The organism is Mycobacterium sp. BK086 (genome assembly GCA_004362315.1).
Lineage (GTDB): Bacteria > Actinomycetota > Actinomycetes > Mycobacteriales > Mycobacteriaceae > Mycobacterium.
Genome location: SNWL01000009.1, coordinates 187,818 through 213,570 on the forward strand (window position 1 = coordinate 187,818; position 25,753 = coordinate 213,570).

Genomic DNA, 25,753 nt, shown 5'->3' on the forward strand with positions numbered 1-25,753 from the left:
CGCCGGGGTATGGTTACGGCGTGGCAATGACGCTCCCGGTCACCGACCTCGCACCCCATATCGCCTCGGAGGTCCTCGCGACCAAGGACGAGCTGCTGGCCGGCGTGCACGCCGAAGCGCTGCGTGACCTGCTGGAACGGCGCGGCGTGCTGGTGTTCCCCCAAATCGGATTCACCGATTCTGAGCAGGTCGAATTCACCAGGACGCTGGGCACATTCGCCGCCGAGCGCACCGGTGAGGAGGTCTACTCCGTCACCCTGGACACAAACATCAACCAGCTGGCCGATTACCTCAAGGGCTCGCTGTACTGGCACATCGACGGAACCATGAACGAAGTGCCGATTCGGGCCTCGCTCCTGTCCAGCAAGGTCGTATGTCCGGACGGCAGCGGGGACACCGAGTTCGCGAACACCTACGCGGCCTACGACGCGCTCGACGACGCGGACAAGCAGGCACTGGAATCGCTGCGGGTGATGCACTCCGCGTGGAACACGCTGTTCTACTACGAGCCCGAGCCGAGCTTCAAGACCCTGCGGACGATGATGGCGATCGGTGATCGCGAACTGCCGCTGGTGTGGAATCACCGCTCCGGGCGCAAGTCGCTGGTGCTGGGTTGTACCGCGCACCACGTGGTGGACATGGATTTCCGAAAGAGCACCGAACTCCTTGTCCGCTTGCGGGATTGGGCCACTCGACCCGAGTTCGTCTACCGGCACACGTGGTCGGTGGGCGACCTGGTCATCTGGGACAACACCGGCACCATGCACCGCGCAACGCCGTATGATCCGCAGGCCGGCAGGCTGCTGCACCGCACCAAATTGGAAGGCGAGGAACCGTTCGCCTGATGGACGTCAAGCCTGCCGCGTTCCTGCGCACCACGCTTCCGCTGGATCTGTCTTCTCTGACCGGCCTGGACAGCGGCCGGTACCACTCGGTGTGGTTGCCCGACCACATGGTGAGCTTTTGGCCGGATGCCCTGTGGACACCGGAATTCACCGATCTGGCAACGGTTTCGCCGTCACCGCACCGCCATCTCGACGGGATGGCGGTCGCCGCGGCCGCGGCCGTGCTGACGTCGAACGTACCGTTGGCGACCAGCGTCGTGGACACCGTTCGCCGCCACCCGGCCCTGCTCGCGCAGAGTGCGCTGACCATCGATCATCTGTCGCGCGGGCGATTCATTCTGGGCCTGGGCAGCGGTGAAAACGAGAACATCGTGCCGTATGGGTTCGACTTCGCCACACCGGTGAGCCGATTCGAGGAGGCGCTGAAAGTCATTCGGCTGCTCTGGGATAGCCCGGGACCGGTGGATTTCGACGGCCGGTTCTATCGCCTCGAGCGCGCGCGGTTGGACACCGAGCCCTACGAGGGACGCGTCCCCCCGATCTGGATCGGCGCCAGCGGACCACGGATGCTCGACATCGTCGGGCGCTACGCCGACGGGTGGTGGCCGGCCGGCGCCTGGACGCCCGAGCACTATGCGGAAATGCTTGGCGTGGTACGCAAGTCGGCCGAGCGTGCCGACCGCGATCCTTCTGTGATCACGCCGTGCTTCGTACAGGTGTGCCTGATCGGCGCGGATGACGCTGCGATCGAGCGGATCGTGCGCGCGCCCCTGGTGGCGAGCTTCCTGCTGCAAGTGTCGGCCGAGGTGCTGCGCGGCTTCGGTTTCGACCACCCGATGGGGGAGGACTGGGGTGGGTTTCACGACATCGATCCTGTGACCATGACCCGGGATCGCATCCTTGACTTCCTCGGCCGTGTCGATCCCGAGGCGATCCTGGCGGTGGTCCCGCATGGCACCCCCACCGAGGTCGCGCGGATCATCAAGTCCTATGTCGATGCCGGGCTTCGGGTTCCCAAGATCCTGGACTACAGCACGATGGCCGGTTTGGAGTTCGGTGCCGAGTCGGCGGCCAATGTGCGCAGGACGGAAGACGAATTGCTGACGTTGTGTGGAGAAGGGGCATGACCGAGGGACTGGATGCCGCAGGGCTGCTGGCCAGGGCGCGAGCCGAGACGGGGTGCGACGACTTCGGTGACCCGACCCTGCCGGAGCGGTTCGCTGCGGCCGTCGATCATCTGAACGGTATCGGCCTGGACGCCAACGGGATTGCCGAAGCGGAGCGCGTGTGCCACTGGCTGCTGACCTCGCGATTGGAACTCCTTGCCGACCGGACCCGCTTCCCGATTGCCGACGAGGTGATCGATCGGCCGATGTTCGTCACGGGTGAGCCCCGTTCGGGGACCACGCTCATGCACGCGCTGATGTCGGTGGATCCACACGGGCGGGCGCTGCGGTTCTGGGAGGTGATGTACCCCTCGCCGCCACCCGGGCTGGCAGGACCCGACGATCCCCGCCGCGACAGAGCCGACGCGGACTGGCGCGAGATCAACGCCAAGATGCCCAAATGGCTGCACAGCCACCCCTACAACGACATGCTCGGCGACGGCCTTCCCGAAGACGAACGCACCTGGGCCTTCGACTTTCGGGTGATGACGCCCACCGCGTGGTGGCGGGTGCCGATGCAGACAGTGGTCGGTGGCCTGCCGACGGATCCCGCGGCGCAGTACCGCCTCCACAAGGCGATGCTGCAGCAGTTCCAGTATCGCCGGGAGCCGAAGTACTGGGTGTTGAAGGGATTCCACGGTTTTCGGCTGGACGCCTTTTTCGACACCTATCCCGATGCGAATCTGCTGTGGTTGCATCGCGATCCGGTCCAAGTCGCGGCGTCGCGCACGATGATGATGGCCGACATCCTCGACGGCATCGTCGGGCCGATCGACCTGCAGGCGGCCGCGAAGATGCATCTCGAGCTGACCAGGGCCGGCATCACCAACACGATGAGTCACCCGATGGTGGACGATCCGCGGATCATGCACATCCCGTACACCGACTTCGTCGCCGACCCGATCGAGACGGTGCGGGGCTACTACACCTTCTGCGGGCGCACACTGACCGCCGACGCCGAAGCCGCGATGCGGGACTACTTGGCCAACAACCGCGGCGATCGTTACGGCAAGTTCGCATACTCCACCTCGTTGCTGACCGATATCGGCGAGAGCCTCGACGATCTGCACGCCGAATTCGCGCCGTTCCGAGAACGTTTCGGCGTGGTGATCGAGAAGCGGGGCTGACGGTGCACGAGCGGGTATCGGTCCACGACGTCACGTTCCTCGGGGCGAGACCGGCCGAGTTGCAACGTATCTGGACAACGCTCGGCGTGCGGCGCCTCAGCGTCATCGATACCCAATTCCTCGAGCCCGAGTTCCGGCACCTGCTCGATGGCGGCGAATATTTGATTCAAGCGATCTGCCACGTGTTCGGGGCCGGCCGGGTGCCCGCCGACGAGTCTTCGGTAGCCGCCGCCCGCGCCGCGCTGTCCCGTCTGATCGATGCTGCGGCCGCCGCCGGGGCCACCTGTATCTACCTGCTGACCGGCGGCCGCGGCGAATTCGGCTGGGAGCAGGCAGCCGAACGATTCAGCGACGCGATTGAACCATGTGTGCGCGAGGCCGCGCAAGCCGGCGTCAGCCTGGCCATCGAGAACGCGTCCAGTCTGTACGCAGACATCCACATGGCGCACAGTCTGCGCGACACCATCACCCTCGCGGAGACCGCGGGACTCGACATCTGTATCGATCTGTTTCACTGTTGGGCTGAGGCGGACCTCGGCGGGCAGCTGAGATCGGCGCTTCCGCGGACACGGCTCATTCAGCTGAGCGACTATGTGCTGGGTGACCGCGCATTGCCGGCCCGGGCGGTGCCCGGCGACGGTGTGATTCCGATCGAAACCATTGTGGCGCAGGCATTGACCGACGGCTACGAGTTCGGATTCGACCTGGAGCTGCTCGGGCCGCGTATCGACGCGGAGGGCAGATTGGCCGCCGCCCGTCGGGGGTGCGAGGTGGTCGGCGCGATGCTCGATCGGCTCGGCGGCGCAGATGTGGAGGAGTCCGGTGGCATTCGGTGATGGTGCGAACGACGCGGCGCTGGCGGCCGCGTGGAACGAGTTCTGCGATCGGTTGAAAGCCGCTTGTACCCATGCGTTCAAGGATCTGAACGCGACGTCTGACGTCCAGCGCACCGATGCGTTCCGCTTTCTGACCCAGAATCTGGGCCAAGCCTTCGATCTCGCGCTGGAGACCCGCGATCCGCGCTATCCCAGTATCCATGCGTTCTGCAACCCCACCCGCAAGCTGGGCGGGGATTGTGCGGACTTCACCTATCAGCAGGCGTGGATCGACGGGGAGTCGACCTACCGGATCACCGGAACACGGGGAACCGCCAGGTTTTTCAACCTCACCGTGCAGGGTGCCCGGCCGAGCGGGCCGCACGTCCTGCACGAGCCGTTCGGCGACATGCCGCAGGCCAACCTGTTCGGCCATCAACTCCACATCGAATCCGACGGCACCTTCGAGCTGTACATCGGGGGAGCGCAGCGCGGGCCGAACTGGTTACCGACCACCGCCGAGTCGCGAAAGCTGTTCATCCGCCAGGGCTTCGACCACTGGGACGAGCGACCCGGCCGGCTGCTCATCGAACGGATCGACATGGACTCACCCAAGCCGATGCCGAGCGTCGCGCAGATGGTCGACGCGTGTGGGTGGGCCGGCGACTTCGTCACGGGGGTGATGACCAGCTGGCCCGAATTCCCCTTCACCTACGGCGGTGTCGACGGCGAGCACCCGAATCGGTTTCCGGCGATGGAAGCCAGCGATGCGGACAGCAAGCGCGGCCGGACAGCGGCGAACATGTACTGGGAGCTGGGGCCCGACGACGCGCTCATCGTCGAATTCGACGCCCACGAGGGCCTGTGGATGGTCACGAATATGGGGGCGTTCTTCACCAGCATGGACTTCCTGTATCGCCCGGTGAGCTACACGCCGAGTCGCACGTCGGTCGACGGTGACGGCAAGATCCGGCTGGTTCTCGCCCACGACGACCCGGGCGTGTACAACTGGCTGGACACCCAGGGCTTCGAGCGCGGCAACCTCACCTATCGCCACATGCTCGAAGGGCAGCCCGCCGTGCTGAGCGCCCGGCTGGTGGCGCGGGCACAGCTCGATGGTGCGCTGCCAGCGGATACCAAGCGGGTCAACAGCTCTGAGCGCACTGCCCAGCTCTGGGAACGGTTTAACGGGGTGCGCGGCAGGTTTCCGTTGTGACGCGGTTACTTGCCGCGGTTCATCACCCGATCGGCGGCGGCCCAGTGCTCGTCGGAAACCCAGAGCTCGGCGAACGCGTCGATGGCCTCGGCGGGTGTGACGCCGGCGATCACTTTCTTGATCGGACCAGCCGGGCGGTTGGCCAACGACCGTGCCAGCGTGCGCCATTCGTCGTCGAACGACGCGCGGGGGACCACCCGGTCGATCAGCCCCCACCGTTCGGCCTCGCCGGCGGTGAGCACTGTGCCCGATCCCGCGAGCAGCAGGGCCTTGCTCTTGCCGACCAGCGCGGCCAGTCGCTCGGCGCCGCCCCAAGCCGGCATGATCTCCAGCGACACCTGGTTGAACCCGATCTTCACATCGTCGGCGGCCACCCGGATATCGGCGGCGACGGCGACTTCGGCTCCGCCGCCGAGAGCATGTCCGTTGAGTGCGGCGATCACGGGGGCGGGGAAGCCCGCGATCCGGTCACAGATGGCGCGCATCCGCGACGCCATCGCGGCGGCCTCCTCGGTGGTGCGCAACGCGGCAAGCTCCTTGAGGTCGCCGCCGGAGACGAACGCCCGGTCGCCACCGCCGCGGATGACCATGGCCTGCGCCCCGGCCGCGGCGTCGAGGGCCTCCTCGAGCTCACCCATGGTCGACAGCGCGATCGCGTTACGGGCATGGGGCCGGTCGATCGTGAGGACCACGAGTCCGTCGCTCCACTCAAGGTCGACCATTGTTCGTTCTCCAATTTCGGTATTGGCATTCTCGTCGGTGGAGAATAGCATCGCCAGGCGGAGCGGAAGTGAGGGTGGTTTGCGCAATATCCCGGTTGAGCTGAGCAAACGCTACATCGATGAGGGCTGGTGGACGCCCGATACCCTCGGTGAGCTTCTCGCCCGTGGACTGGCCGCCAGCCCCGATACGGGGTTCTGGGTGCATTCCGCGGTGCGCCCGTTCAGCGGTACCTTCCGCGACGTGGAGCTCGCCGCACGCCGGCTGGCCGCCGGGCTACAGGCGCGCGGGGTCGGGCCGGGCGACGTCATCGCGTTTCAATTGCCCAACTGGGTCGAGGCCGCGGTGACGTTCTGGGCGTCGTCGTTCCTGGGTGCCGTCGTCGTCCCGATCGTGCACTTCTACGGCCGCAAAGAGCTGACCCACATCATCGGGACCGCGCGGCCCAAGGTCTTCATCACCACGGAGAACTTCGGTCACATGACGTTCCAGCCGGATCTGTGCGCCGACATTCCGATCGTCGGACTGGTCGGGCAAGACTTCGACGACCTGCTGGCCGATGAGCCCATGGAAGGCGAGCTGCACACCGACCCGGCCAGCCCGGCGTTGATCGCCTTCACCTCCGGGACCACCCGCGACCCGAAGGGCGTGATCCACAGCCACCAGACGCTGGGCTTCGAAACCCGTCAGCTGCTGGAGAACTACGCGCCCGATCGCGGCAGGCAGATCACCGCCACGCCGGTCGGTCATTTCATCGGCATGGTCGGCGCGTTCTTGATCCCGGTGCTCGAAGGCGCACCGATCGACCTGACCGACGTCTGGGATCCGGGTCGGGTGCTGGAATTGATGGAGTCCGAAGGCATGTCGATCGGCGGCGGCCCACCGTACTTCGTCACCAGCCTGCTCGACCATCCCAAGTTCACCGAGTCCCACATGGAGCGGATCAAGCATGTCGGGCTCGGCGGCTCGACCGTGCCGAACGCGGTAACTCGCCGGCTGGCCGATCGGGGAGTGCACGTCTTCCGGTCCTATGGCAGCACCGAGCACCCGTCGATCACCGGGTCGCGCCCGGATGCCGCCGAGGACAAGCGGCTGCTCACCGACGGCGACGCCCGGCCCGGTGTCGAGGTGCGGCTGACCGAGGACGGCGAAATCCTTTCCCGCGGACCGGATCTGTGCCTGGGCTACACCGACGACGAGCTGACCAAGAAGGCTTTCGACGACGACGGGTGGTACCACACCGGAGATATCGGCGTCTTCGACGAGGACGGCTACCTGACCATCACCGACCGCAAGGCGGACGTCATCATCCGCGGTGGCGAGAACATCAGTGCGCTCGAGGTGGAGGAGCTGTTGCTCACGATGCCCGCGGTGGCCGAAGCGGTGGTGGTGTCTGCGCCGGATGCCCGCCTGGGTGAGCACACCGCCGCGGTGCTGCGCATCAAAGACGGGCACAGCATGCCGAGCCTCGACGAGGTGCGCGCGCATTTCCAGGAGTGCGGGGCGGCGCGGCAGAAATGGCCCGAGGAACTGCACGAGGTCGACGACTACCCGCGCACCGCCAGCGGCAAGGTGCAGAAGTACTTGGTGCGCAAGGGCATTGCAGAGCGTTGAGTGAGCGCTGAGGACGCAATTTCCGCCGAAATGTCGGCGTCAATGCTCACTCAACGTGCAGCGGCGAGCCCCGCGCGGTAGCCGAACACCATTGCGGGGCCCAGGGTTCCGCCGGCGCCACCGTAGGCGCGCCCGGTCACCCCGGCCATCGCGTTGCCTGCGGCGAACAGTCCGGGGATCGGCTGTCCGCTGACGTGCAACACGCGCCCGTCGCGGTCGGTCCGCGGGCCACCCTTGGTGCCCATCGCGCCGATGCCGACCGGGACTGCGTAGTACGGGGGAGTGTCCAGCGGGCCGAGGGTCTGCAGGGCTGGTGTGGCCGCTGAATTGTCGCCCCAGTAGCCGTCGTATGCGCTTGCCCCCCTGCCGAATTCGGGGTCTACCTCGGCGGCGACGCCGGTGTTCCAGGCGGCCAGTGTGGCGGCGAGTCCGTCCGCGTCGATCCCGGTCTTGGCTTCCAGGTCGGCCAATGTCGCCGACTTGTTGAACCACTCGGGTGCCTCACCACCCGGCTCGACCCCGAGAAATCCGTACCGCTTGAGGTGCTGGTCGTCGAACACGATCCACGCAGGGTCATTGACGTAACCCGAGCGGGGGTCGAGTTGGTGGAACGGCCCGGACATCGAGTTGTACTCGCCGGCTTCGTTGAGGAAACGCTTTCCGGCCCGGTTCACGATGATGCTGCGCGGCCGGGTGCGCTCCAGCCGCACGCTGCGGCTGCGTGGCCGGCCGCCCAATGTGTCGCCGGGGATCTGGATGACCGGCACCCACCATGCCTCACCCATATTCGCCAGGTCGGCGCCGTGCGCCATGGCCATGCGCAGGCCGTCGCCGGTGTTGTTCGGCGGTGACACCGGGCCTCGTAACGGCCCGCGCAGGTAGGCCTCCACCAGGCGCTCATCCCATTCGAATCCGCCGGTGCCCAGGATGACCGCCTTGTTGGCTTTCACCAGGATCTCCTTGTCGCCCAAGGCGATCCGTACTCCGGTGATACCGGCCGCGGAACCGATCAGTTCGACCGCGCGGGCCTCGGTCACCGGAGTGACGCCGAGATCGAGCAGGCCCTTGAGCAGGCCGGCGATCAACGCGGTACCGGCGACGCAGTAGTCGCCATCCATATCGTCGACGGAGGCGTGGATGCGGGCCCGCGTCTCGGCGTCGATACCGACGTTGCTGAAGTCGATCGGGAATGACGTGATACGAGAGGCCCATTCGCCGACGGTCGCTCGATCGAACGGCTTGGCGTTCAGCGAGCGTCCGCCGCCGGGCTGTCCGCCCGGCAGTTCGGGCTTGTAGTCGGGGAAGCCCTCGGCAACCTCGAACTGCAGCGCGCTGTGGGCTTCGATGTAGTCCAGCATTTCCGGCCCGGTGCGCACGAACGTCTCGACCAGGTCGTGGTCCATCACGCCCAGCGATTGGGCCTCAAGGTATTTCAGCGCGTCCTCGACGGCCAGTTCGCCGCTGGCGGCCCGCTTGTGCGCGGGTATCCATGCGATGCCACCCGATACCGCGGTGGTGCCGCCGACCGTCGGCGCCTTCTCGAACACCGCCACCGACGCGCCCTCGACGCTGGCCACCAGTGCGGCTGTCAGCCCGGCCGCGCCGGTGCCGAGCACCACGACATCGGCTTCGGAGTCCCAGGTGTGCGCCATCGCGGGCTCCTCACTTGTGTTGCCACGCACGGATATTGGCGTGTGCATTTATCGAACGCAGGTGTTCGTTGTTGTCACGCTAATGACGTCGCTCGTGCGGTGTCAAGCGTTCGTGAGGCCATTTGCCCAGTTCAGCGGGGTGCTTAACTCAGCACTGCCGAAAGGCGTTGGGCTGCCGTGATGGCCGCTTCCCGGCCGTGCAGCACGACGTCCTCACGGTGCGAGATCAGGTTGATGCAGGTGTGCGGCGAGGTGGGCGGACGGTGAACCGGAACCGCGAGACCGTAGGTGTTGGGCTCGACCTCGCCGTAGGTGATGATCCAGCCCTGCTCGCGGGCGCGGGTCACCAGCGGGCGTTCGCCGGGGCGCGGCGACATGCTGGCCAGCAGCGCGATGCCGGCGGCGCCCCGGTCGAGCGGATAGCGGCTGCCCTCGTGGAACGACAGCTGATACGACACCCGGGTGGGCACGATGACGGCGATCGCGACCTGCTGGTCACCCTCGGCGACCAGCAGCGACACCGTGGTTCCGAGCTCGTCGGCCAGCCCGCGCAGGGTCGGCAGCGACAGCTCGCGGACGTTGTTGTCGAACGACGCGCCCAACGCCGCCAGGCCCGCCGCCGCCCGGAACCGCCCGTCCTCTGCCTTGGCCACCAGCCGGTAGGAGGCCAGGGTGCTCAGCAGCCGGTAGGCAATGGTCCGGTGGACCCCGATGTGATCGGCGACCTGCTGGATGGTCAACCCGCCTTTGGCCTCCGCGACCAGCTGCAACGCGTGCAAACCGCGGGCCAGGGTCTGTGACCCCGGCGCAGCGCTGACCGGGCTTTCGGCTTGTGTCTGCGTCATACCGTCCCCGTGACTGAGGTGCGAATTCGGGTGCGTGTCACCCCGAAGTGCCTTGACAGACGGCACTGCGAGAGTGATGCTCTTAAACTATCGCACGTCATAGTTCAATAATTACACATACCGCTTACGAAAAGCGAGAATCCCATTATCACCGACGATAGGGGCCACGGGGTGGCGGAGTTCGAAAGCATCTGGAGTGATCTGCAGGGCGTCGCGTTCTCGCAGGGTTATCTGGATGTCGCGGGAGTGCGCACGCGCTACCTGCATGCCGGCGATCCGGCCAAACCCACCCTGGTGCTCCTGCACGGATCCGGTGGTCACGCCGAGGCATACGTGCGCAACCTCGAGTCGCACGCCGAGCATTTCTCGACCTGGTCGATCGACATGCTCGGGCACGGCTACACCGACAAGCCCGGGCACCTGCTGGAGATCCCGCACTATGTCGATCACCTGGCGGCGTTCCTCGACACCATCGGCGTGCAGCGCGCCTACATCTCCGGTGAGTCGCTGGGCGGCTGGGTGGCCTCCCGTTTCGCCGTCGATCACCCCGACCGGGTCGAGCGTCTGGTGCTCAACACCGCGGGTGGCTCGCAAGCCGATCCCGAGGTGATGAAGCGGATCATCACGCTGTCGATGGCCGCTGCGGAGAATCCGAGTTGGGAAACCGTGCAGGCCAGGATCAAGTGGCTGATGGCCGACAAGTCCAAGGGCTACGACGACATCGTCGCCAGCCGCCAGCGGGTATACCGGCAACCGGGCTTCGTGGCCGCGATGCGCGACATCATGGCTCTGCAGGACCCCGAGATCCGGCAGCGAAACCTGATGAGCCCCAGCGACTACGGCGCGATCACCGCCCCGACTCTGGTGCTGTGGACCAGTGACGACCCGACCGCCGACACCACCGAGGGCCGCCGGATCTCCGAGATGATCCCCGGCGCGCGCTTCGAGGTCATGGAGGGCTGCGGACACTGGCCGCAGTACGAAGACCCCAAGACATTCGACCGCCTGCACATCGACTTCCTCCTGGGCCGCTGATCATGGATTTCGACGTCGTCGTCGTAGGTGCCGGGCCGAGCGGCCTGACCCTGGCCAATGCCCTTGGCCTGCAGGGTGTCCGGACACTCGTGGTCGACGAGCGCGACGCACTGATCGACTATCCGCGCGGAGTCGGCCTGGATGACGAATCGCTGCGCACCTTCCAGGCGATCGGTGTGGTGGACGCCGTGCTGCCGCACACCGTGCCCAACCAGATCCTGCGGTTCTACGACGGCAAGCGGCGGCTCCTGGCCGAGATGGCGCCGCCCGACGCGCGATTCGGCTGGCCCAAACGCAACGGGTTCGTCCAGCCCCTTGTCGACGCCGAATTGTTCAAGGGACTCAGTCGGTTCGAGAATGTCCAGATCGCCTGGGGCCACCCGATGACGTCGATCACCGAGACCGTCGACGGTGTCACGGTGGAGTTGTCGCCACCCGGCTCCGAGGTACGAAAAGTCAACGCGCGCTATGTCGTCGGCTGTGACGGCGGGCGCAGTGCGACCCGCCGCATCATGGGAGTGTCGTTCGACGGTACGACGTCGTCGACCCGATGGCTGGTCGTCGACATCGCCAACGATCCGCTGGGACATCCCAACAGCGAGGTCGGCGCGGACCCGGCCCGGCCCTACGTGTCGATCTCCATCGCCCACGGCATCCGTCGCTTCGAGTTCCTGATCCACGGCCATGAGACCGATGAACAGGCCGAAGATCCCGAGTTCGTCGCGCAGATGTTGTCCCGGCTGGTGCCCTATCCGGACCGCTGCGACATCATCCGTCGTCGGCTCTACACCCACCATTCCCGCATCGCCAGCTCATTTCGCAAGGGCCGCATCATGATCGCGGGCGATGCCGCCCATCTGATGCCCGTGTGGCAAGGCCAGGGCTACAACAGCGGAATTCGCGATGCCGCCAACCTCGGCTGGAAGCTGGCCGCCGTGGTCAACGGGCAGGCCGGCGACGCACTGCTGGACACCTACGATGTCGAGCGCCGCAAGCACGCCCGCGCCATGATCGACCTGTCGACCACGGTCGGCAAAGTGATCTCACCGACCAACCCCCGCGTCGCCGGTGTACGCGACGTGGTGATCCGCGCGGCGTCCCTGGTGCCCACGCTCAAGCGCTATGTGCTGGAGATGCGCTTCAAGCCGATGCCCCGCTACGAGCAGGGCGCGGTGGTGCACAGCGAGCCGCGCCCGCCGGCCTCGGCGGTCGGCACCCTGTTCATCCAGCCCCGGGTCGACACCCGAGATCAGCAGAACGTGCTTCTGGACGACGTCATCGGCCCGTGGTTCGCCTTCGTCTGCTGGAGCAACAACCCCCGAGAGCTGCTGGGCGAGAAGGCGTTTGCCCAGTGGAAGGCGCTGGGCGCGGTCTTCGTGGCGTTGCGCCCGGTGACCCAGCTGCACTGGACCGGTCACGACGACCCCGATGTCGTGGTCGTCGGTGACCGAACCGGAGCCTTGAAGGCCTGGTTCGACGCCCACGAAGAATCCGTGATGTTCCTGCGCCCCGATCGCTGTATCGCGGGCGCGTGCATCGCGCAACGCACTCCGGAGCTGAGCGCGGCCCTGCTCGACAAGCTCACCCTGACCCCGGGAGGAGGAACCGATGCCTCTGGCCCTGTGCTGCATGTCGCACAGCCCGCTGCTGAATCTGCCGGGACCGTCGGCGGAACTGCTTGACGACATCAACGCCCGGCTCGCCGAAACCCGCTCGTTCGTCGAGAGTTTCGATCCCGAGCTCGTCGTCATCTTCTCGCCGGACCACTACAACGGGTTCTTCTACCGTCTGATGCCGCCGTTCTGTATCGGCACCGCGGCCTCCGGCGTTGGCGACTACGGCACGCACGCCGGACCGCTGGGCGTGCCCGCCGAACTGGCCAACGAGATGGCGGCCGCGGTGTGGGAGGCCGGCGTCGACGTGGCGCTGTCGGCGGCGATGGACGTCGACCACGGCACGGTGCAGCCGCTCGAAGTGCTGTTCGGCACCGAAAATCTAGGGGTGTCGCCGCCGATAATCCCGGTGTTCATCAACTCGGTGGCCACGCCGCTGGGCCCGCTCAAGCGGACCCGTGCGCTGGGCGCCGCCATCGGCTCCTACCTTGCCACCCTTGATAAGCGGGTGCTGATCGTGGGATCGGGTGGGCTGTCCCATGATCCGCCGGTTCCGACGTTGGCGACCGCTCCGCCTACCGCGTTGGAGCGCATCGTCGGTGGCGCGCCGATGTCGCCGGAAGGACGGGCGGCGCGGCAGGAGGCGGTGATCGCCGCTGCACACGACTTCGCGCACGGGCAGAGCCCGCTACAGGCGCTGAACCCCGACTGGGATCGGGCCCTGCTGGATCTGATCGACACCAATCGGCTGGCCGAGGTGGACGGCTGGACGAACGAGTGGATCGCGCGTGAGGCAGGCAATTCGGCACACGAGATCCGAACCTGGGTGGCGGCCTTCGCCGCGCTGGCGGTCCAGGGTGACTATCAGACGCAGCAGCGTTACTACCGCGCTGCTCCAGAGTTGATCGCGGGCTTCGCGATCCGGACGGCGGTACCTGTATGAGCGAGCCCTTCGATCACTCCGTCGACGTCCTGGTCGTCGGCTCCGGCGCGGGCGGGATGACCGCGGCGCTGCGGGCCGATGCGGTGGGGCTGGACACGCTGGTCGTGGAGAAGTCGCCCAAATTCGGTGGCTCCTCGGCACTTTCCGGTGGCGGCATCTGGGTTCCCGGTGCTCCGTCGCAGCGCAAGGCCGGCTACTCGCCGGACCCGGCAGGGGTGTTCGACTACCTCAAGACCATCACCGGAGGCCTGGTCAGCGACGAGCGGCTGCACGCCTACGTCAACACCGCGCCCGAGATGATGGAGTTCCTCGAGAAGTCCAGCAACTGGTTCGAATTCGTCTGGAAGCCGGGCTACGCCGACTACTACCCGGAGCTGCCCGGCGGGTCCGAGCGCGGCAGCACCATCAACGTGCCCGAAATAGATCTGCGCAAGCTCGGCGAGGAGGAGCAGAACCTGCTCGCCCCGCTGGCGCTCGCCCCGAAGGGAATTTGGTTCGCCCCCAAGGACCTTCGCCTGTTCTACCAGGTACGGCAGAACTGGCGCGGTAAAGCCGTACTGCTCAAGCTGATCTGGCGGATGTTCCGGGCCCGGGTGTTCGGCGACCGGATGGCCGCGATCGGACAGTCGCTGATGGCACGGATGCGGCTGGCGCTCAAGGAGAAGGACATCCCGCTGTGGCTGTCGGCGCCGATGACCGAGCTGATCACCGACGTCGACGGCAACGTCGTCGGTGCGGTGGTGGAACGTGACGGTAAGCCGTTGCGGATCGGTGCACGCCGCGGTGTGGTCGTGGCCTCCGGTGGGTTCGACCACGACATGGCCTGGCGCCGTGAGCACCTGCCGGTTCTCGAGAAGGACTGGAGCTTTGGCAATCCTGCAGCCACCGGCGACGGTATCCGGGCGGGGGAGAAGGTGGGTGCTGCCACCGATCTGCTCGACGAAGCCTGGTGGTTTCCCGCCATGTGCTGGCCGGACGGCCGCCTGCAGTTCATGCTCAACGAGCGGATGATGCCCGCCCAGTTCGTCGTCAACGGCGCAGGCAAGCGGTTCATCAACGAAGCTGCGCCCTATATGGATTTCGCGCACGCCATGATCGAAGGCCAACAGAACGGGATCGAGCACATCCCGTGCTGGCTGGTCACCGACATCGCGTCGTTCCACCGGTATGTGGTGGGCGGACACCTGCCCATCCCGAAGGTGCCGTTCGCTCCGGTGCCCACCGGCCGCAAGATCCCGCAAGCCTGGCTGGACTCCGGAATCGTGGTGGCCGCCGACTCCTTCGGTGAACTGGCCACCAAGATCGGTGTACCGGCAGACGAGTTGCAGCGCACCGCAACCCGGTTCAACGAGCTGGCCCGTAAGGGGCACGACGACGATTTCAACCGCGGCGACAGCGCCTACGACAACTACTACGGCGACCCGACCCTGCCCAACCCCAACCTGGCACCGCTGGGCAAGGCGCCGTATCTCGCATTCCAGATCATCCTCGGCGATCTGGGCACCTCGGGTGGATTGCTCACCGACGAGCACGCCCGGGTGCTGCGCGAGGACGGCACCGCCATCGGCGGCCTCTATGCGACCGGGAACGCCTCGGCTGCGGTGATGGGCCGCAGCTACGCCGGTGCCGGAGCCACCATCGGACCAGCTATGACGTTCGGATACGTCGCAGCAGAACACATCTCCCACAATTCCAATCGAGAGGTAACCGCATGAAGATCTCGCTGTTCTACGAATTCCCGCTGCCGCGGCCGTGGTCGGAGGACGACGAGCACCAGCTGTTTCAGCACGGTCTCGACGAGGTCGAGCTCGCCGACAAGGCCGGGTTCTCCACCGTCTGGCTCACCGAGCACCACTTCCTGGAGGAGTACTGCCACTCCACCGCGCCGGAGATGTTCCTAGCCGCAGCCAGCCAGCGCACCAAGGACATCCGCCTCGGCTTCGGCGTGATGCACCTGCTGCCGAATATCAATCCGCCGGCGCGCATCGCCGAGCGCGTCGCCACCCTCGATCACTTGTCCAACGGTCGTGTGGAGTACGGCACCGGCGAGGGCTCCTCGGTCGCCGAGCTCGGCGGTTTCAACGTGGACCCTGCCGACAAGCGCGCCCAGTGGGAAGAGGCGCTCGAGGTGTCGATCCGGTGCATGACCGAGGAGCCGTTCACCGGGTTCAAGGGCGAGCACGTCGAGATGCCGGCCCGCAACGTGGTTCCCAAGCCGCTGCAGAAGCCGCACCCGCCGGTGTGGGTGGCCTGCACCCGCCCGTCGTCGGTCGAGATGGCCGCTCAGAAAGCCATCGGCGCACTGAGCTTCGCCTACACCGGCCCGGAGGCGCTCAAGGAGCGGGTTGACGGCTACTACCGTGACTTCGCGGAGCAGGGCGCGCCGATCACCCCGGCGATCAACCCCAACATCCTGGCCATCGGCGGCGACCTGTCGATGATGGTGGCCAAGTCCGACGAGGAAGCCCTGGCGAAGATCGGGATCGGCGGCGGCTTCTTCTCGTTCGGCATCATGCACTACTACCTGACCGGCATGCACACCCCGGGCCGGACCAAGGTCTGGGAGCGCTACGAGGAGGCCGTCAAGGAGGACCCGACCCTGGCCTACGGCCCGGGCCGTGGTGCCATCGGTTCGCCCGAGACCGTGCGCGAATTCCTGCGGGGCTATGAGGCCAGCGGCGTCGACGAGATCATCCTGCTGCTCAACCCACGCAGTCACGAGGGCACGATGGAGTCCATCGAGATCATGGGCAAGGAGATCCTGCCCGAGTTCATCGAACGGGACGCCAAGGCCGTGGCCGACAAGGCCAAGCGGCTGGAGCCGGTGATCGAGAAGGTCGAGGCGCGCCGACGGCCCTCGGAGGCACCGATGTTCGATGAAACCTACTCCTTCGGCGGATTGCCGACCGGTCGCAACAAGTTCACCGCCGGTGAGATTCCCGAGGCGATGGCCGAGATCAACGAGGGACGGGTCAAGGCCGCGCAGTTGGAGAAGGAGAAGCGGGAAGCCAAGTAAACGTGGCTCACATCGACGATCTGCTGCGCTATGACGGCCGCCGGGTGGTGGTCACCGGCTGCGCGTCGGGAATCGGCGCACAGCTGTGCGGTCAGCTCACCGATCTGGGAGCCGAGGTGGTCGGCCTCGACGTGCGACCCCCGGCGCCCGGCGCGGTCGAGCTGAGCGAATTCGTCGAAGTCGATCTGGCTGACAGCGATTCCATCGATCGAGCCGCGGCCGCGGTGAGCGGCCCGATCGATGCGCTGTTCAGCGTCGCCGGGGTGTCGTCGGGGATCGGGAACCCGTTGCTGGTCGTCACGATCAACTTCCTTGGCGCCCGGCACCTCACCGAGGCGTTGCTGCCCAAGCTGGGCCCTGGCTCCTCGATCAATCTCGTCTCGTCGCTGGCCGCGCAGCACTACCGTGAGAACCTGCCGCAGGCGGCCGGTCTGCTGGCGACGGGTTCGATGGCCGAGGGCATCGCATGGTGCCACGACCATCCCGACGCATTGGCCGACGGCGGCTACCGGTTGTCCAAGGAGGCGATCATCGGTTACACGGTGAAGGGCGCCGTCCCGTTGGGGGCCAAGGGCATCCGGATCAACTGCACCGGGCCCGGCGTGACCGAGACCCCGATCCTCGATCAGCTGCGGTCGGCCTACGGACAGGGTCTGCTCGACGACATCCCCAAACCGCTGGGGCGGGTGTCGAACCCGGCCGAGCAGGCTGCGGTGTTGGTGTTCCTGGGCAGCGGGGCCGCGGGTTACATCACCGGACAGGTGATCTGGGCCGACGGCGGAACCATCGCGGCGCGCCAAGCCGCCGACTACGAGAAGGGATGACCAGCGTGGCCGATATGAGCGACTTTCGTCGGGTCGCCGACGACGTCCGCAACTGGGGCCGATGGGGAGACGCCGACGAACTCGGCACGCTGAACTTCATCACGCCCGAGAAGATCGCGCAGGCGGCGTCAACGGTGCAGCACGGCAAGGTGTTTCCGCTCGGCGTCGACTTCGGCTCGTCAGGTCCGCAGGGAGCGTTCCAGTACCGGCAGAACCCCACCCACGTGATGACGATCGACGGCGGCGACGCCAAGACGCTGATGGAGTACGGGCCCAAGTGGCTGCAGAACCCGTCAGCCGTGCAGCTGAGTGGCTACAGCACGGCCGGGCCGATGCGCTTCAACGACGACATGATCATCATGCCGCTGCAGGCCGCCACCCAATGGGATGCGCTGTCGCACGTCTACTACGAGGACAAGCTGTACAACGGTTTTCCCTCGGACTCGGTGTCCAGCCTGGGGGCCTACTACTTGGGCATCGACAAGGTCGACAGCAAGGGCATCACCTCTCGCGGAGTACTGCTGGACATCGTCAAGCTGCGCGGGGTGCAGACGTATTGCGAGCTCGGTGAGCCGATCACCCCGGCCGAACTCGACGAGGCGGCCAGGACGCAGGGTGTGAGCATCGAGTCCGGCGATATCGTGCTGGTCCGAACCGGCTGGTGGGCACGCTTTTTGGAGACGGGTGACGGGGCAGAGCCGGGTGCCGGCTTGGACTGGACGTGTGCGTCGTGGCTGGCCGACCATCAGGTGGCTGCCGTTGCGGCCGACAACCTGATGGTGGAGAACCCGGTGTCGGCGGTCGACGGCGCGATCCTGCCGATGCACATGCTGTGCCTTCGCGATATGGGGCTGATGCTGGGTGAGTACTGGAATCTCACCGAGTTGGCCGCGGACTGCGCGGCCGACGGACGTTACGAATTTCAGCTCGTCGCACCGCCTTTGAGCGTCACCGGTGCGGTTGGCTCGCCAGTCAACCCGATCGCGATCAAGTGAGCGCCCAGCACCGGACGCTTGTCGTCGACGGACTGGCCACCCACTTCCTTGAGGCGGGCGAAGGCGACCCCGTCGTGTTGCTGCATGGTGGTGAATTCGGGGTCAGCGCCGAAATCGGCTGGGAAAAGCTGATTCCCCTGCTCGCGCAACGCTATCGGGTGCTGGCCCCGGACATGCTGGGCTTCGGCGACTCGGCCAAGGTGGTCGACTTCACCGACGGACGCGGCATGCGGATCCGACACATCGCCCGGTTCTGTGCGCTGCTCGGCATCGACTCGGCGCATTTCGTCGGCAACTCGATGGGCGCCATAAACCTGTTGGTGGACCTGACGTCGCCGGCCCCGGTGTTGCCGGTGCGCAGCGCCGTCACGATCTGCGGTGGCGGCGACATCCAGAAGAACCGGCACACCACGGCCCTGTATGAGTACGACGCCTCCTTCGAGGCGATGCGGGCCATTGTCGAGGCACTGTTCTTCGATCCGTCCTATCCCGCCGACGAGGACTATGTGCGACGGCGTTACGAGTCGAGCATCGCACCGGGGGCGTGGGAGTCATTGGCGGCGGCGCGTTTTCGCAGGCCCGGCCTGGACGCGCCGGCGACCCCGTCGAGCAAGCGCGCATATGAGCGCATCGACGTCCCGGTCCTGGTGGTCGAGGGCGCAGGGGACAAGCTGCTGCCGGCCGGCTGGGCCGCCGAGATCGCCGGGCAGATCACCGGGGGGCAGTCGGTGGTCGTCCACGACGCCGGGCACTGCCCGCAGATCGAGCAGCCCGACGCACTGGCCGAGGTGCTGCTGGGGTTCTTCGCCGAACAGGCCGGCTGACACCGGCGTCATCTCCCGGATGACGACGCCACAGGACTCTGACCTGGGATATCTTGTTGTCTTGGCTGGGTTGTGGGGCCCAGCTGAGCATCGTGGTTCGCCGCGATGGCCGTCAGCCACCACATCGAAGCCCAAAGCGGTTGCAGCATCAAGAGGTTCGTCGCGAACGCCCGCCGCCACCGCGTCGTGACCCGACGACCTTCGAGCCGCCCTCATCAAAATCCGCACCGACAGTGCGCACTAAATTGACCGAAGTCGAGAAATTGACCCAGCTCGGGTGTTTTCTGTTGCCAGCGAGGTTGTTTTCGGGGTGGAGACATCCCTCGCCGAGAAGGCGGTGCGAGATATGAGTCGATTCGCTGGTCTGGCCATCACGCTGGGTGTCGGGGCGGCTGTCGTTTCCGGGCAAGGGCTCGCGCGAGCCGAACCGTCAGGTACGTCGTCTGATCCCTCGTCGGGAACCTCGACATCCACTGGCGCGCAGACATCGCCACACGCTCCGAGCAGAGCCGCAAGGACCGCCCATTCCCGTGGCAGCTCCACGCCGTCGAGCGCCCCCTCCACTGCTGAGCCAACGACAGCGAAGGACCGGACCTCGCCGGATTCTCCTGCGACGGCGTCCCTGCTTCAACCCAGCGGCAAAGCGCATTCCGGCACCAACATCAGGACGCCTTCGACGCGGAACTCGACAATGACGTCGGCCGCTCGGGTGAGTGAGTCGACGGCTGTGCAGCAAGTGCACATGCCCAGCGTTGCATTGTCACCGCTGACGGCGACGATCAGTGATGTTTCCCTCGCGAGCGTTTCGGCGGCGGCACCGACCGCACAGAGCACGAACACGGCGCAGGCCCCTGGAGTGGCCGCTCACGCCAGGCCTGTCGAGGTGATAGCCGGTGTGGTGTCGAATGTGCTCAGTAGTTTGCTCCATCTGGTTTCCGGCAGGGCGCCCGAAACGCCACTCGGCGCGCCGGCTGCGTGGTCGCTGTTGGCGTTCGCGCGCCGCGAGTTCGAGACTGCGCTGACCCCGACCCAGACAATGGTTACCGACACCCCGGTCGCGGGGCTTCAGGCGCAGGCGGTGGCGAATTCGCTGACCTACACACCGCCCCCGACGATCATCGACCAGTTGACGCTCGCGAGCCTGCGCCTGGTGCGTGACGTCACCGGCTTCTTGGGGATCCCCTGGGTCGCCGTCTTCTCGCAGTTGATCACCAGCGCGGATCCGCCGTTCTTCCTGACGGGGGGATTGCACGCACACAAGACCGAGGTCGAGGTATCGCCGGGAGACGTCTGGAAGGTGTGGGAATTCGAACCGCCCAATCCGACCGGCGCCACCGTGATCGCGATCCACGGTGGTGGGGCGGTCTACCAACCGAACATCCTGCACTGGATCGACTACACGCAGATGGCCCGGGAAACCGGGGCGACGGTGCTCGTGCCGTTGTACCCGCTCGCGTTTACCGAGGCGGGTTCCCTGCTCAATGTCACGCCCGGGATGACCGACTACATCTCGCAGGTGATCGACGACCGCGGCGCCGAGAATGTCAGCATCTACGCCGACTCGGAGGGAGCCACCTACGCGCTCGCCGCGGCCCGGGAGCTGATCCTGCGCGGTGACGACGTGCCCGCGAGCATGGTCGTGGTGTCTGGCCAAGCCGACTATTCGACCGAGAACACCGGCGCGGGCATCGACGACCCGTTCTTCAACCAGGTCACCACCGACTACTTCACTCGCTTCCACACCTTCGACGGCATCGTCGACAAGGATCCGCGGATAAGCCCGTTGCGCATGGAGACCGAGGTCCTGCAGGCGCTGCCACCGACCACGATGTATGTCGGGACCGAGGAGATCCTGCTACCCGCCAACCTGCTGCTGTATGAGCGCGCGGTCGACATCGGGGCGCCGATCTCGCTGGTGGTGGGCCGGGGGCAGTATCACGACTGGCCTCTCTCAGGCCTGCCGGTCAACTCGGCCGCACCGCTGGTGCGCCGCGACATCTATCGTCAGCTCGGCCTGCTGCCACACGCCGTTAACGCCGCCAACTGAGCGGATGACTGTGTCCCGTGCCAACGCGGTGCACTGCCCACCCCCCGAGATCGACGAAATGGTGCGTTCTTCTCGCACCTCCCCGGCGAAATGTCGGTGTGGGCAGAAGGGCTAGACGGGGTCGATGCGCTCGATACCCACGTAGGCCGAGCTCAACGCCGGCGTCTGGGACAGCGGGTCCACCGGCGAGCCGTCGACCAACAGATTCCGGTTGACGCCGAACGAGATTGGCTCCGCACCGCCGCGCGGGTCGAACACCCGCGATCCCCAGCCGTGGTCGACGATGACGACGCCGGGCCTGGGCCGGTCACTGACCTCGGCGGCGAGCTCGACCTCGCCGACGGGGGAGAAGACCCGGACGCGATCGCCGTCGGTGATGCCCAGCGCGGCAGCGTCTTTCGAGTTGATCACCGCGTGGTTGTCTTTGCCCGACGGGTGCAGGCCCGGAATGTCGTTGAGCCACGAGTTCATCGAATGCCTGCGCCGGCTGTTCGCCAGCTGGAACGGCAGACCTGCGGGCGCCACGGGATACGGCTCGGCGAGCAGCTCGTGGGTGCGCGCCACGAACTCGTCGGGCGCGATGTGAATCTTCTTGTCCTCGGTACGCAAAGCCTTGCGCAACTGCCCGAATTCGCGTTTTCCGAACACCCAGCCGTGCGGGTGCTCCATGACCGCGCGCCAGCTAATCCCGCGGCTGGTCGCCACGATGATCCGGTCGATCCAGTGCGGACCGAACGCCACCGACGGCCGGCGGGTGAGCTTGGCGGCAGCCCGTGTCGCCTTGACGAACCCGTTGACACCCCGCATCCCCAGGAACGGTCGCTTCATCGCCAGCGTGAGGTCCAGGAAGAACTGCCACTCCGGGCGGGCGTCACCCGGCGGATCGACAGCGCGCCGGCCGTACTGGATGTACGGCTCGTCGTGCAGGCCACTGGTGAGCGCCAGCAGGTCGTCGCGCTCCAGCCAATGTGCCGGGGGCAGCAGCCAATCCGCATGGCGGTGGCTTTCGCGCTGGAGGAAGTCGATCACCACCAGCAGGTCGAGTTGCTGCAACGCGGCATCCAGCCGCGCACCGTCGGGTCCCGAGACGACGGGATTGCCCGCGTTGATGACCATGGCGCGGATCTGCCCGGGTCCCGGGGTGGTGATCTCGTCGGGCAATTCGTCGAGTCCGTGATGGCCGGCCACCATCGGCCGCCCTTGCAGCCTGCTGCGGTGATCGACGGGCTTGGCCAAGGCGGCCAGCTTCAGCGCGTCGACATACCCGCGCTCGAAGCGACGGCCACCAGGCCGGTCCATCCTGCCGGTGACGACGTTCAGCACGTGGCCGAGCCACTCGCCGATGGTTCCGGCCAGATGCAGGGACACCCCGGTTCGGGTGATCGCCATGGCGCCGGGCGCGGTGGCGAAATCCCTTGCCAAACTCTCGATATCGGCCCGGGGGAGATCGCAGCGAGCGGCCAGATCGTCGAGGTCGGCGGTCGCGACCAGACTGCGCAACTGCGGCATGCCGACGGCCAGATCGGCGCAGTCCGCGCGATGCTCGAGACCCTCGTCGACGATCACCTTGACCATCCCGAGCAGCAGAGCCCAATCCTGCCCGGGCCGGATCGCCACATGGATGTCGGCCTTCTCTGCGGACTCGGTCCGAACTGGGTCGACGACCACGATCTTGGCGCCCTGGCGCTGCCGCGCCAGTGCCCGCTTCCAGCCGCCCGGCACTGACTCCACCCAATTCCACGCGCTGACAGCGGGATTGGCGCCGACCAGCAGGAAGTAGTCGCAGTTGTCGACGTCGGAGACGGGCACGAACAACTGCGAGCCGTACATGGCTTGGGCGACCACGTGCAGATTGTTCTGGTCCACCGACCCGACGTAATAGCGGTTCTGGCTGCCGATGGCATCGAGCCAGCCCGTCATGAACAACAGGTTCGACGACGAGAACCCCGCGGGGTTGCCGGTGTAGGTGGCGACCGCATCCGGACCGCCGGCGTCGATGACCGCCGACATCCGTGCGGCGATGTCGGCGATCGCCTCGTCCCAGGTCGCTTCGACGTACTCCTCGCCCACCCGCCGCAGCGGACGGGTGATCCGGCGCGGGTGGTCGACGAGCTGGGCGGCAGTGCGGCCCTTCGCGCAGAAGTCGGCCCAACTATGCGGATTCTCTTTGTCCGCTGATATTTTCACCACCCGCCCCGCCTCGACGGTGACTTCCACACCGCACGAGGCAAGGCAGTACCGGCAGAACGTGTGGACGGTCTGCGGCGGAGTGGGGGTTACTTCAAGCAACTGCCGCCGTCGACGGGCAGAGTGACACCGGTGATGAAGCGGGCCTCGTCGGACGCGAGGAACAGGACCGCGTTGGCGATGTCCTCGGGCTCGACCCAGCCGATCGGCAGCGTGTGCATCAGCTGCCCGACGACCTTCATGTCCTCGGGGCCCGGGTTCTCCAGATCGGGGCGGAACAACCGCATCGTGCCCTCGTTCATGAACAGCGGCGTGTTCACGTTGGTCGGGTGCACGGAGTTGACGCGGATGTTCTGGGCGCCGAGTTCGACGGCGAAGGTGCGCATCAGGCCGACGACGCCGTGCTTGGCGGCGACGTAGTGACCGGTGTGCGGGTACGCCTTGAGTCCGCCGACGGAGCTGGTCAGGATGATCGAGCCGCCGTTGCCACCCGCGAGGATATGCGGCACACCGGCTTTCACCGTCTTCCACACGCCGCCGAGGTTGATGTCGATCATGGCGGTCCAGTCGACTTCGCTGGTCTGGTCCAGCGTCTGGCCGCCGTTGCCGATGCCGGCGTTGGCGACGATGATGTCCAGCTTGCCGAACTGCTCGACACCCGCGTCGACGGCCGCCTTCAGAGCGTCGTAGTCACGGACGTCGACCTCGGCGGTGTAGATCCGCTGGTTGTGGCCCTTGACCAGGTCGGCGGTCTCGGCCAGGTCCTCGGGGGTCGACGCCGCGATCTTGTCGACCGTGTCGATGGGCTTACAGATGTCGACCGCGATGATGTCGGCACCCTCCGAAGCCAGCCGGACCGCGTGCGCGCGACCCTGTCCGCGCGCCGCGCCGGTGACGAATGCGACCTTGCCCTCTACCCGTCCTGCCATGGTTCTTCAGTCCTCTTGTCGTAGTTGGTGGATGTCAGGGAACGATCGTCGGCATGGCATCCCAGCCGCGGACCGCAGTGGTTTGGGATTTGACCGCGTTCGGCCAGTCGACGTCCCACGTCGGGAACCGCTTGAGGATTTCCTCGAGCGCGATGCGCCCCTCCATCCGGGCCAGCGCGTTGCCCATGCAGAAGTGGGTGCCAGCCCCAAAGGTCATGTGCGACTTCAGCTCACGGTGAATGTCGAACACGTCGCCGTCGGGAGCGAACCGGCGGTGGTCGCGGTTGGCCGAGCCGACGAGCATCAGCATCGCCGAACCCTCCGGCACGGTTTGTCCGTAGTACTCGGTGTCGCGAGCCACGTAGCGGGCGATCTGCAACGCAGGCGGCTCCCAGCGCAGGATCTCCTCGACGGCCTGGGGGATCAGCGCGGGATTCTCGGCCAGTTCCCGGCGCTGGTCCGGATACTCGGCCAATGTCTTTCCGGCCCAACCGATCAGGCGCGTCGTGGTCTCAGACCCTGCGGTCGCGATCACGGTCAAATAGAGCAACAGTTCTTCGCGGTGCAGGCGCCGCACCGTGCCGGTCTCGTCGGCGAACTCGGCGTTGAGCAGATCGGTCATGATGTCGTCCGACGGGTGCTCGCGGCGGTAGTCGATGAACTCGGCGAAGACCTCACCGGTAGCCAGGAGATCGACTTCCTTCTTCTGCAGCGTCGCTTCGCCGTGATCGGTGATCGCGCGCTGCCGATCCTCCGGAATGCCCAGCAGCATGCCGATCACGCGCATCGGCATCTGCTCGCCGAGATCGTTGACAAAGTCGAACCGGCCCGAGCCGATCAACGGATCGAGGCACCGGGTGGTGAACTCGCGGATCTGCGGCTCCAGCGCGGCAACTTTGCGGGGGGTGAACACCCGCGACAACAGGTTGCGGTGGATGTTGTGGATCGGCGGATCCTCGAAGATCAAAGTACCGGTCGGAATTTCCATTCCGGATTTGATGATCTCCAGCAACGCGCCCCGGCCGGAGATGAACGTTTCGTGGTCGATGACGGCCTTGTTGACATCGTCGAACCGGCTCAGCGCGTAGAAGTCGAGCTCGGGGTTGTAGTACAGCGGAGCTTCCTCGCGCAGACGCGCAAACATCGGGTACGGATTGATGTTTTGGTCGACGTCGTAAGGGTCGTAATGAAGGTCCGTATCGGCACTGACGGTCACCAGAAATTTCCTCCCATGGGCCATTGGGTGTGAGCAACCATTGCAGTTCCGTTCAAAACGTGTCAATGCCATGCCCGGATTGCGCAAGGTTTGCTGGCCAAGTGAGAGAACATGGTTCTCATGT

The 25,753-nt window shown here is 66.3% G+C and carries 21 protein-coding genes; 15 read left to right on the forward strand and 6 right to left on the reverse strand.

Translation table 11 applies throughout. From position 1 onward, the window contains the following. Positions 1-26 precede the first annotated feature (26 nt). Genes EV580_RS30175 through EV580_RS30195 form a run of 5 tightly spaced genes read left to right on the forward strand, consistent with a single transcriptional unit; the run spans position 27 to position 5,169 of the window. Positions 27-845, forward strand: a complete 819-nt coding sequence (locus tag EV580_RS30175; protein WP_133696816.1) for a TauD/TfdA dioxygenase family protein — start codon at positions 27-29, stop codon at positions 843-845. Beyond that, a complete protein-coding gene (locus tag EV580_RS30180; protein ID WP_133696306.1) occupies positions 845-1,972 on the forward strand; it encodes an LLM class flavin-dependent oxidoreductase in 1,128 nt (375 codons plus the stop codon). The genes EV580_RS30175 and EV580_RS30180 overlap by 1 nt, the downstream gene beginning before the upstream one ends. After that, positions 1,969-3,138 carry a sulfotransferase family protein gene (locus EV580_RS30185; protein ID WP_133696307.1) on the forward strand — a complete coding sequence of 390 codons (1,170 nt, stop codon included), beginning with the start codon at positions 1,969-1,971 and terminating at the stop codon, positions 3,136-3,138. Before EV580_RS30180 ends, EV580_RS30185 begins: the two co-directional genes overlap by 4 nt. A 2-nt stretch (positions 3,139-3,140) precedes the next feature. Further along, a complete protein-coding gene (locus tag EV580_RS30190; RefSeq protein WP_502703950.1) occupies positions 3,141-3,974 on the forward strand; it encodes a sugar phosphate isomerase/epimerase family protein in 834 nt (277 codons plus the stop codon). Further along, positions 3,961-5,169, forward strand: a complete 1,209-nt coding sequence (locus EV580_RS30195) for a DUF1214 domain-containing protein (RefSeq protein ID WP_133696309.1) — start codon at positions 3,961-3,963, stop codon at positions 5,167-5,169. The genes EV580_RS30190 and EV580_RS30195 overlap by 14 nt, the downstream gene beginning before the upstream one ends. A 5-nt stretch (positions 5,170-5,174) precedes the next feature. On the opposite strand, the gene EV580_RS30200 is transcribed toward EV580_RS30195, so the two are convergent. Then, positions 5,175-5,891 carry an enoyl-CoA hydratase/isomerase family protein gene (locus EV580_RS30200; protein WP_133696310.1) on the reverse strand — a complete coding sequence of 239 codons (717 nt, stop codon included), beginning with the start codon at positions 5,889-5,891 and terminating at the stop codon, positions 5,175-5,177. Positions 5,892-5,970: 79 nt separating this feature from the next. Between EV580_RS30200 and EV580_RS30205 the strand changes: the two genes are divergently transcribed. Continuing rightward, positions 5,971-7,503 (forward strand): AMP-binding protein, encoded by a 1,533-nt coding sequence (locus EV580_RS30205; protein ID WP_133696312.1) that lies wholly within the window; start codon positions 5,971-5,973, stop codon positions 7,501-7,503. Positions 7,504-7,553: 50 nt separating this feature from the next. On the opposite strand, the gene EV580_RS30210 is transcribed toward EV580_RS30205, so the two are convergent. Then, complete coding sequence (locus EV580_RS30210; protein WP_133696313.1) at positions 7,554-9,155, reverse strand: FAD-dependent oxidoreductase; 1,602 nt, start codon at positions 9,153-9,155, stop codon at positions 7,554-7,556. Between the two features lie 143 nt (positions 9,156-9,298). Beyond that, on the reverse strand, positions 9,299-10,000 hold the full coding sequence (locus EV580_RS30215) for an IclR family transcriptional regulator (RefSeq protein ID WP_133696315.1): 702 nt from the start codon (positions 9,998-10,000) through the stop codon (positions 9,299-9,301). Between the two features lie 171 nt (positions 10,001-10,171). Between EV580_RS30215 and EV580_RS30220 the strand changes: the two genes are divergently transcribed. From EV580_RS30220 to EV580_RS30265, 9 genes are all read left to right on the forward strand, one after another. After that, positions 10,172-11,035: an alpha/beta fold hydrolase gene (locus EV580_RS30220; protein ID WP_133696317.1), complete on the forward strand. Its 864-nt coding sequence runs from the start codon at positions 10,172-10,174 to the stop codon at positions 11,033-11,035. Positions 11,036-11,037: 2 nt separating this feature from the next. Next, on the forward strand, positions 11,038-12,717 hold the full coding sequence (locus tag EV580_RS30225; protein WP_133696318.1) for a bifunctional 3-(3-hydroxy-phenyl)propionate/3-hydroxycinnamic acid hydroxylase: 1,680 nt from the start codon (positions 11,038-11,040) through the stop codon (positions 12,715-12,717). Next, the gene (locus tag EV580_RS30230) at positions 12,644-13,591 is read left to right on the forward strand and encodes a 3-carboxyethylcatechol 2,3-dioxygenase (protein WP_133696320.1); all 948 of its coding nucleotides are present in this window, start codon (positions 12,644-12,646) and stop codon (positions 13,589-13,591) included. The genes EV580_RS30225 and EV580_RS30230 overlap by 74 nt, the downstream gene beginning before the upstream one ends. Next, positions 13,588-15,306 (forward strand): FAD-binding protein, encoded by a 1,719-nt coding sequence (locus EV580_RS30235; RefSeq protein WP_133696322.1) that lies wholly within the window; start codon positions 13,588-13,590, stop codon positions 15,304-15,306. Before EV580_RS30230 ends, EV580_RS30235 begins: the two co-directional genes overlap by 4 nt. Then, positions 15,303-16,607, forward strand: coding sequence for an LLM class flavin-dependent oxidoreductase (locus EV580_RS30240; RefSeq protein WP_133696324.1), 1,305 nt, complete (start codon positions 15,303-15,305; stop codon positions 16,605-16,607). Before EV580_RS30235 ends, EV580_RS30240 begins: the two co-directional genes overlap by 4 nt. 2 nt (positions 16,608-16,609) lie before the next feature. Beyond that, positions 16,610-17,431 (forward strand): coniferyl-alcohol dehydrogenase, encoded by an 822-nt coding sequence (locus EV580_RS30245; protein WP_133696325.1) that lies wholly within the window; start codon positions 16,610-16,612, stop codon positions 17,429-17,431. 14 nt (positions 17,432-17,445) lie between these two features. Further along, entirely contained in the window at positions 17,446-18,426 is a 981-nt protein-coding gene (locus tag EV580_RS30250) for a cyclase family protein (protein WP_221220304.1), read from the forward strand. Continuing rightward, positions 18,423-19,250 (forward strand): alpha/beta fold hydrolase, encoded by an 828-nt coding sequence (locus tag EV580_RS30255; protein ID WP_133696327.1) that lies wholly within the window; start codon positions 18,423-18,425, stop codon positions 19,248-19,250. Before EV580_RS30250 ends, EV580_RS30255 begins: the two co-directional genes overlap by 4 nt. Before the next feature lie 742 nt (positions 19,251-19,992). Continuing rightward, positions 19,993-21,297: an alpha/beta hydrolase fold domain-containing protein gene (locus tag EV580_RS30265; RefSeq protein ID WP_166654957.1), complete on the forward strand. Its 1,305-nt coding sequence runs from the start codon at positions 19,993-19,995 to the stop codon at positions 21,295-21,297. A gap of 111 nt (positions 21,298-21,408) precedes the next feature. On the opposite strand, the gene EV580_RS30270 is transcribed toward EV580_RS30265, so the two are convergent. From EV580_RS30270 to EV580_RS30280, 3 genes are read right to left on the reverse strand one after another with little or no spacing between them, the layout of a single operon-like run. Beyond that, positions 21,409-23,586 carry a molybdopterin-containing oxidoreductase family protein gene (locus EV580_RS30270; protein ID WP_133696330.1) on the reverse strand — a complete coding sequence of 726 codons (2,178 nt, stop codon included), beginning with the start codon at positions 23,584-23,586 and terminating at the stop codon, positions 21,409-21,411. Beyond that, a complete protein-coding gene (locus EV580_RS30275) occupies positions 23,574-24,413 on the reverse strand; it encodes a mycofactocin-coupled SDR family oxidoreductase (RefSeq protein WP_133696332.1) in 840 nt (279 codons plus the stop codon). The genes EV580_RS30270 and EV580_RS30275 overlap by 13 nt, the downstream gene beginning before the upstream one ends. A 34-nt stretch (positions 24,414-24,447) precedes the next feature. Then, entirely contained in the window at positions 24,448-25,653 is a 1,206-nt protein-coding gene (locus tag EV580_RS30280; RefSeq protein ID WP_133696334.1) for a cytochrome P450, read from the reverse strand. Positions 25,654-25,753 lie beyond the last annotated feature (100 nt).

What these genes read in the sequence shown, in the direction of transcription:
- EV580_RS30175 (WP_133696816.1), top strand. Translation starts at nt 27, where the DNA reads ATGACGCTCCCGGTCACCGACCTCGCACCCCATATCGCCTCGGAGGTC.
- EV580_RS30180 (WP_133696306.1), top strand. Translation starts at nt 845, where the DNA reads ATGGACGTCAAGCCTGCCGCGTTCCTGCGCACCACGCTTCCGCTGGAT.
- EV580_RS30185 (WP_133696307.1), top strand. Translation starts at nt 1,969, where the DNA reads ATGACCGAGGGACTGGATGCCGCAGGGCTGCTGGCCAGGGCGCGAGCC.
- EV580_RS30200 (WP_133696310.1), bottom strand. Translation starts at nt 5,891, where the DNA reads ATGGTCGACCTTGAGTGGAGCGACGGACTCGTGGTCCTCACGATCGAC.
- EV580_RS30210 (WP_133696313.1), bottom strand. Translation starts at nt 9,155, where the DNA reads ATGGCGCACACCTGGGACTCCGAAGCCGATGTCGTGGTGCTCGGCACC.
- EV580_RS30215 (WP_133696315.1), bottom strand. Translation starts at nt 10,000, where the DNA reads ATGACGCAGACACAAGCCGAAAGCCCGGTCAGCGCTGCGCCGGGGTCA.
- EV580_RS30225 (WP_133696318.1), top strand. Translation starts at nt 11,038, where the DNA reads ATGGATTTCGACGTCGTCGTCGTAGGTGCCGGGCCGAGCGGCCTGACC.
- EV580_RS30230 (WP_133696320.1), top strand. Translation starts at nt 12,644, where the DNA reads ATGCCTCTGGCCCTGTGCTGCATGTCGCACAGCCCGCTGCTGAATCTG.
- EV580_RS30235 (WP_133696322.1), top strand. Translation starts at nt 13,588, where the DNA reads ATGAGCGAGCCCTTCGATCACTCCGTCGACGTCCTGGTCGTCGGCTCC.
- EV580_RS30240 (WP_133696324.1), top strand. Translation starts at nt 15,303, where the DNA reads ATGAAGATCTCGCTGTTCTACGAATTCCCGCTGCCGCGGCCGTGGTCG.
- EV580_RS30250 (WP_221220304.1), top strand. Translation starts at nt 17,446, where the DNA reads ATGAGCGACTTTCGTCGGGTCGCCGACGACGTCCGCAACTGGGGCCGA.
- EV580_RS30265 (WP_166654957.1), top strand. Translation starts at nt 19,993, where the DNA reads ATGCCCAGCGTTGCATTGTCACCGCTGACGGCGACGATCAGTGATGTT.
- EV580_RS30275 (WP_133696332.1), bottom strand. Translation starts at nt 24,413, where the DNA reads ATGGCAGGACGGGTAGAGGGCAAGGTCGCATTCGTCACCGGCGCGGCG.
- EV580_RS30280 (WP_133696334.1), bottom strand. Translation starts at nt 25,653, where the DNA reads ATGGCCCATGGGAGGAAATTTCTGGTGACCGTCAGTGCCGATACGGAC.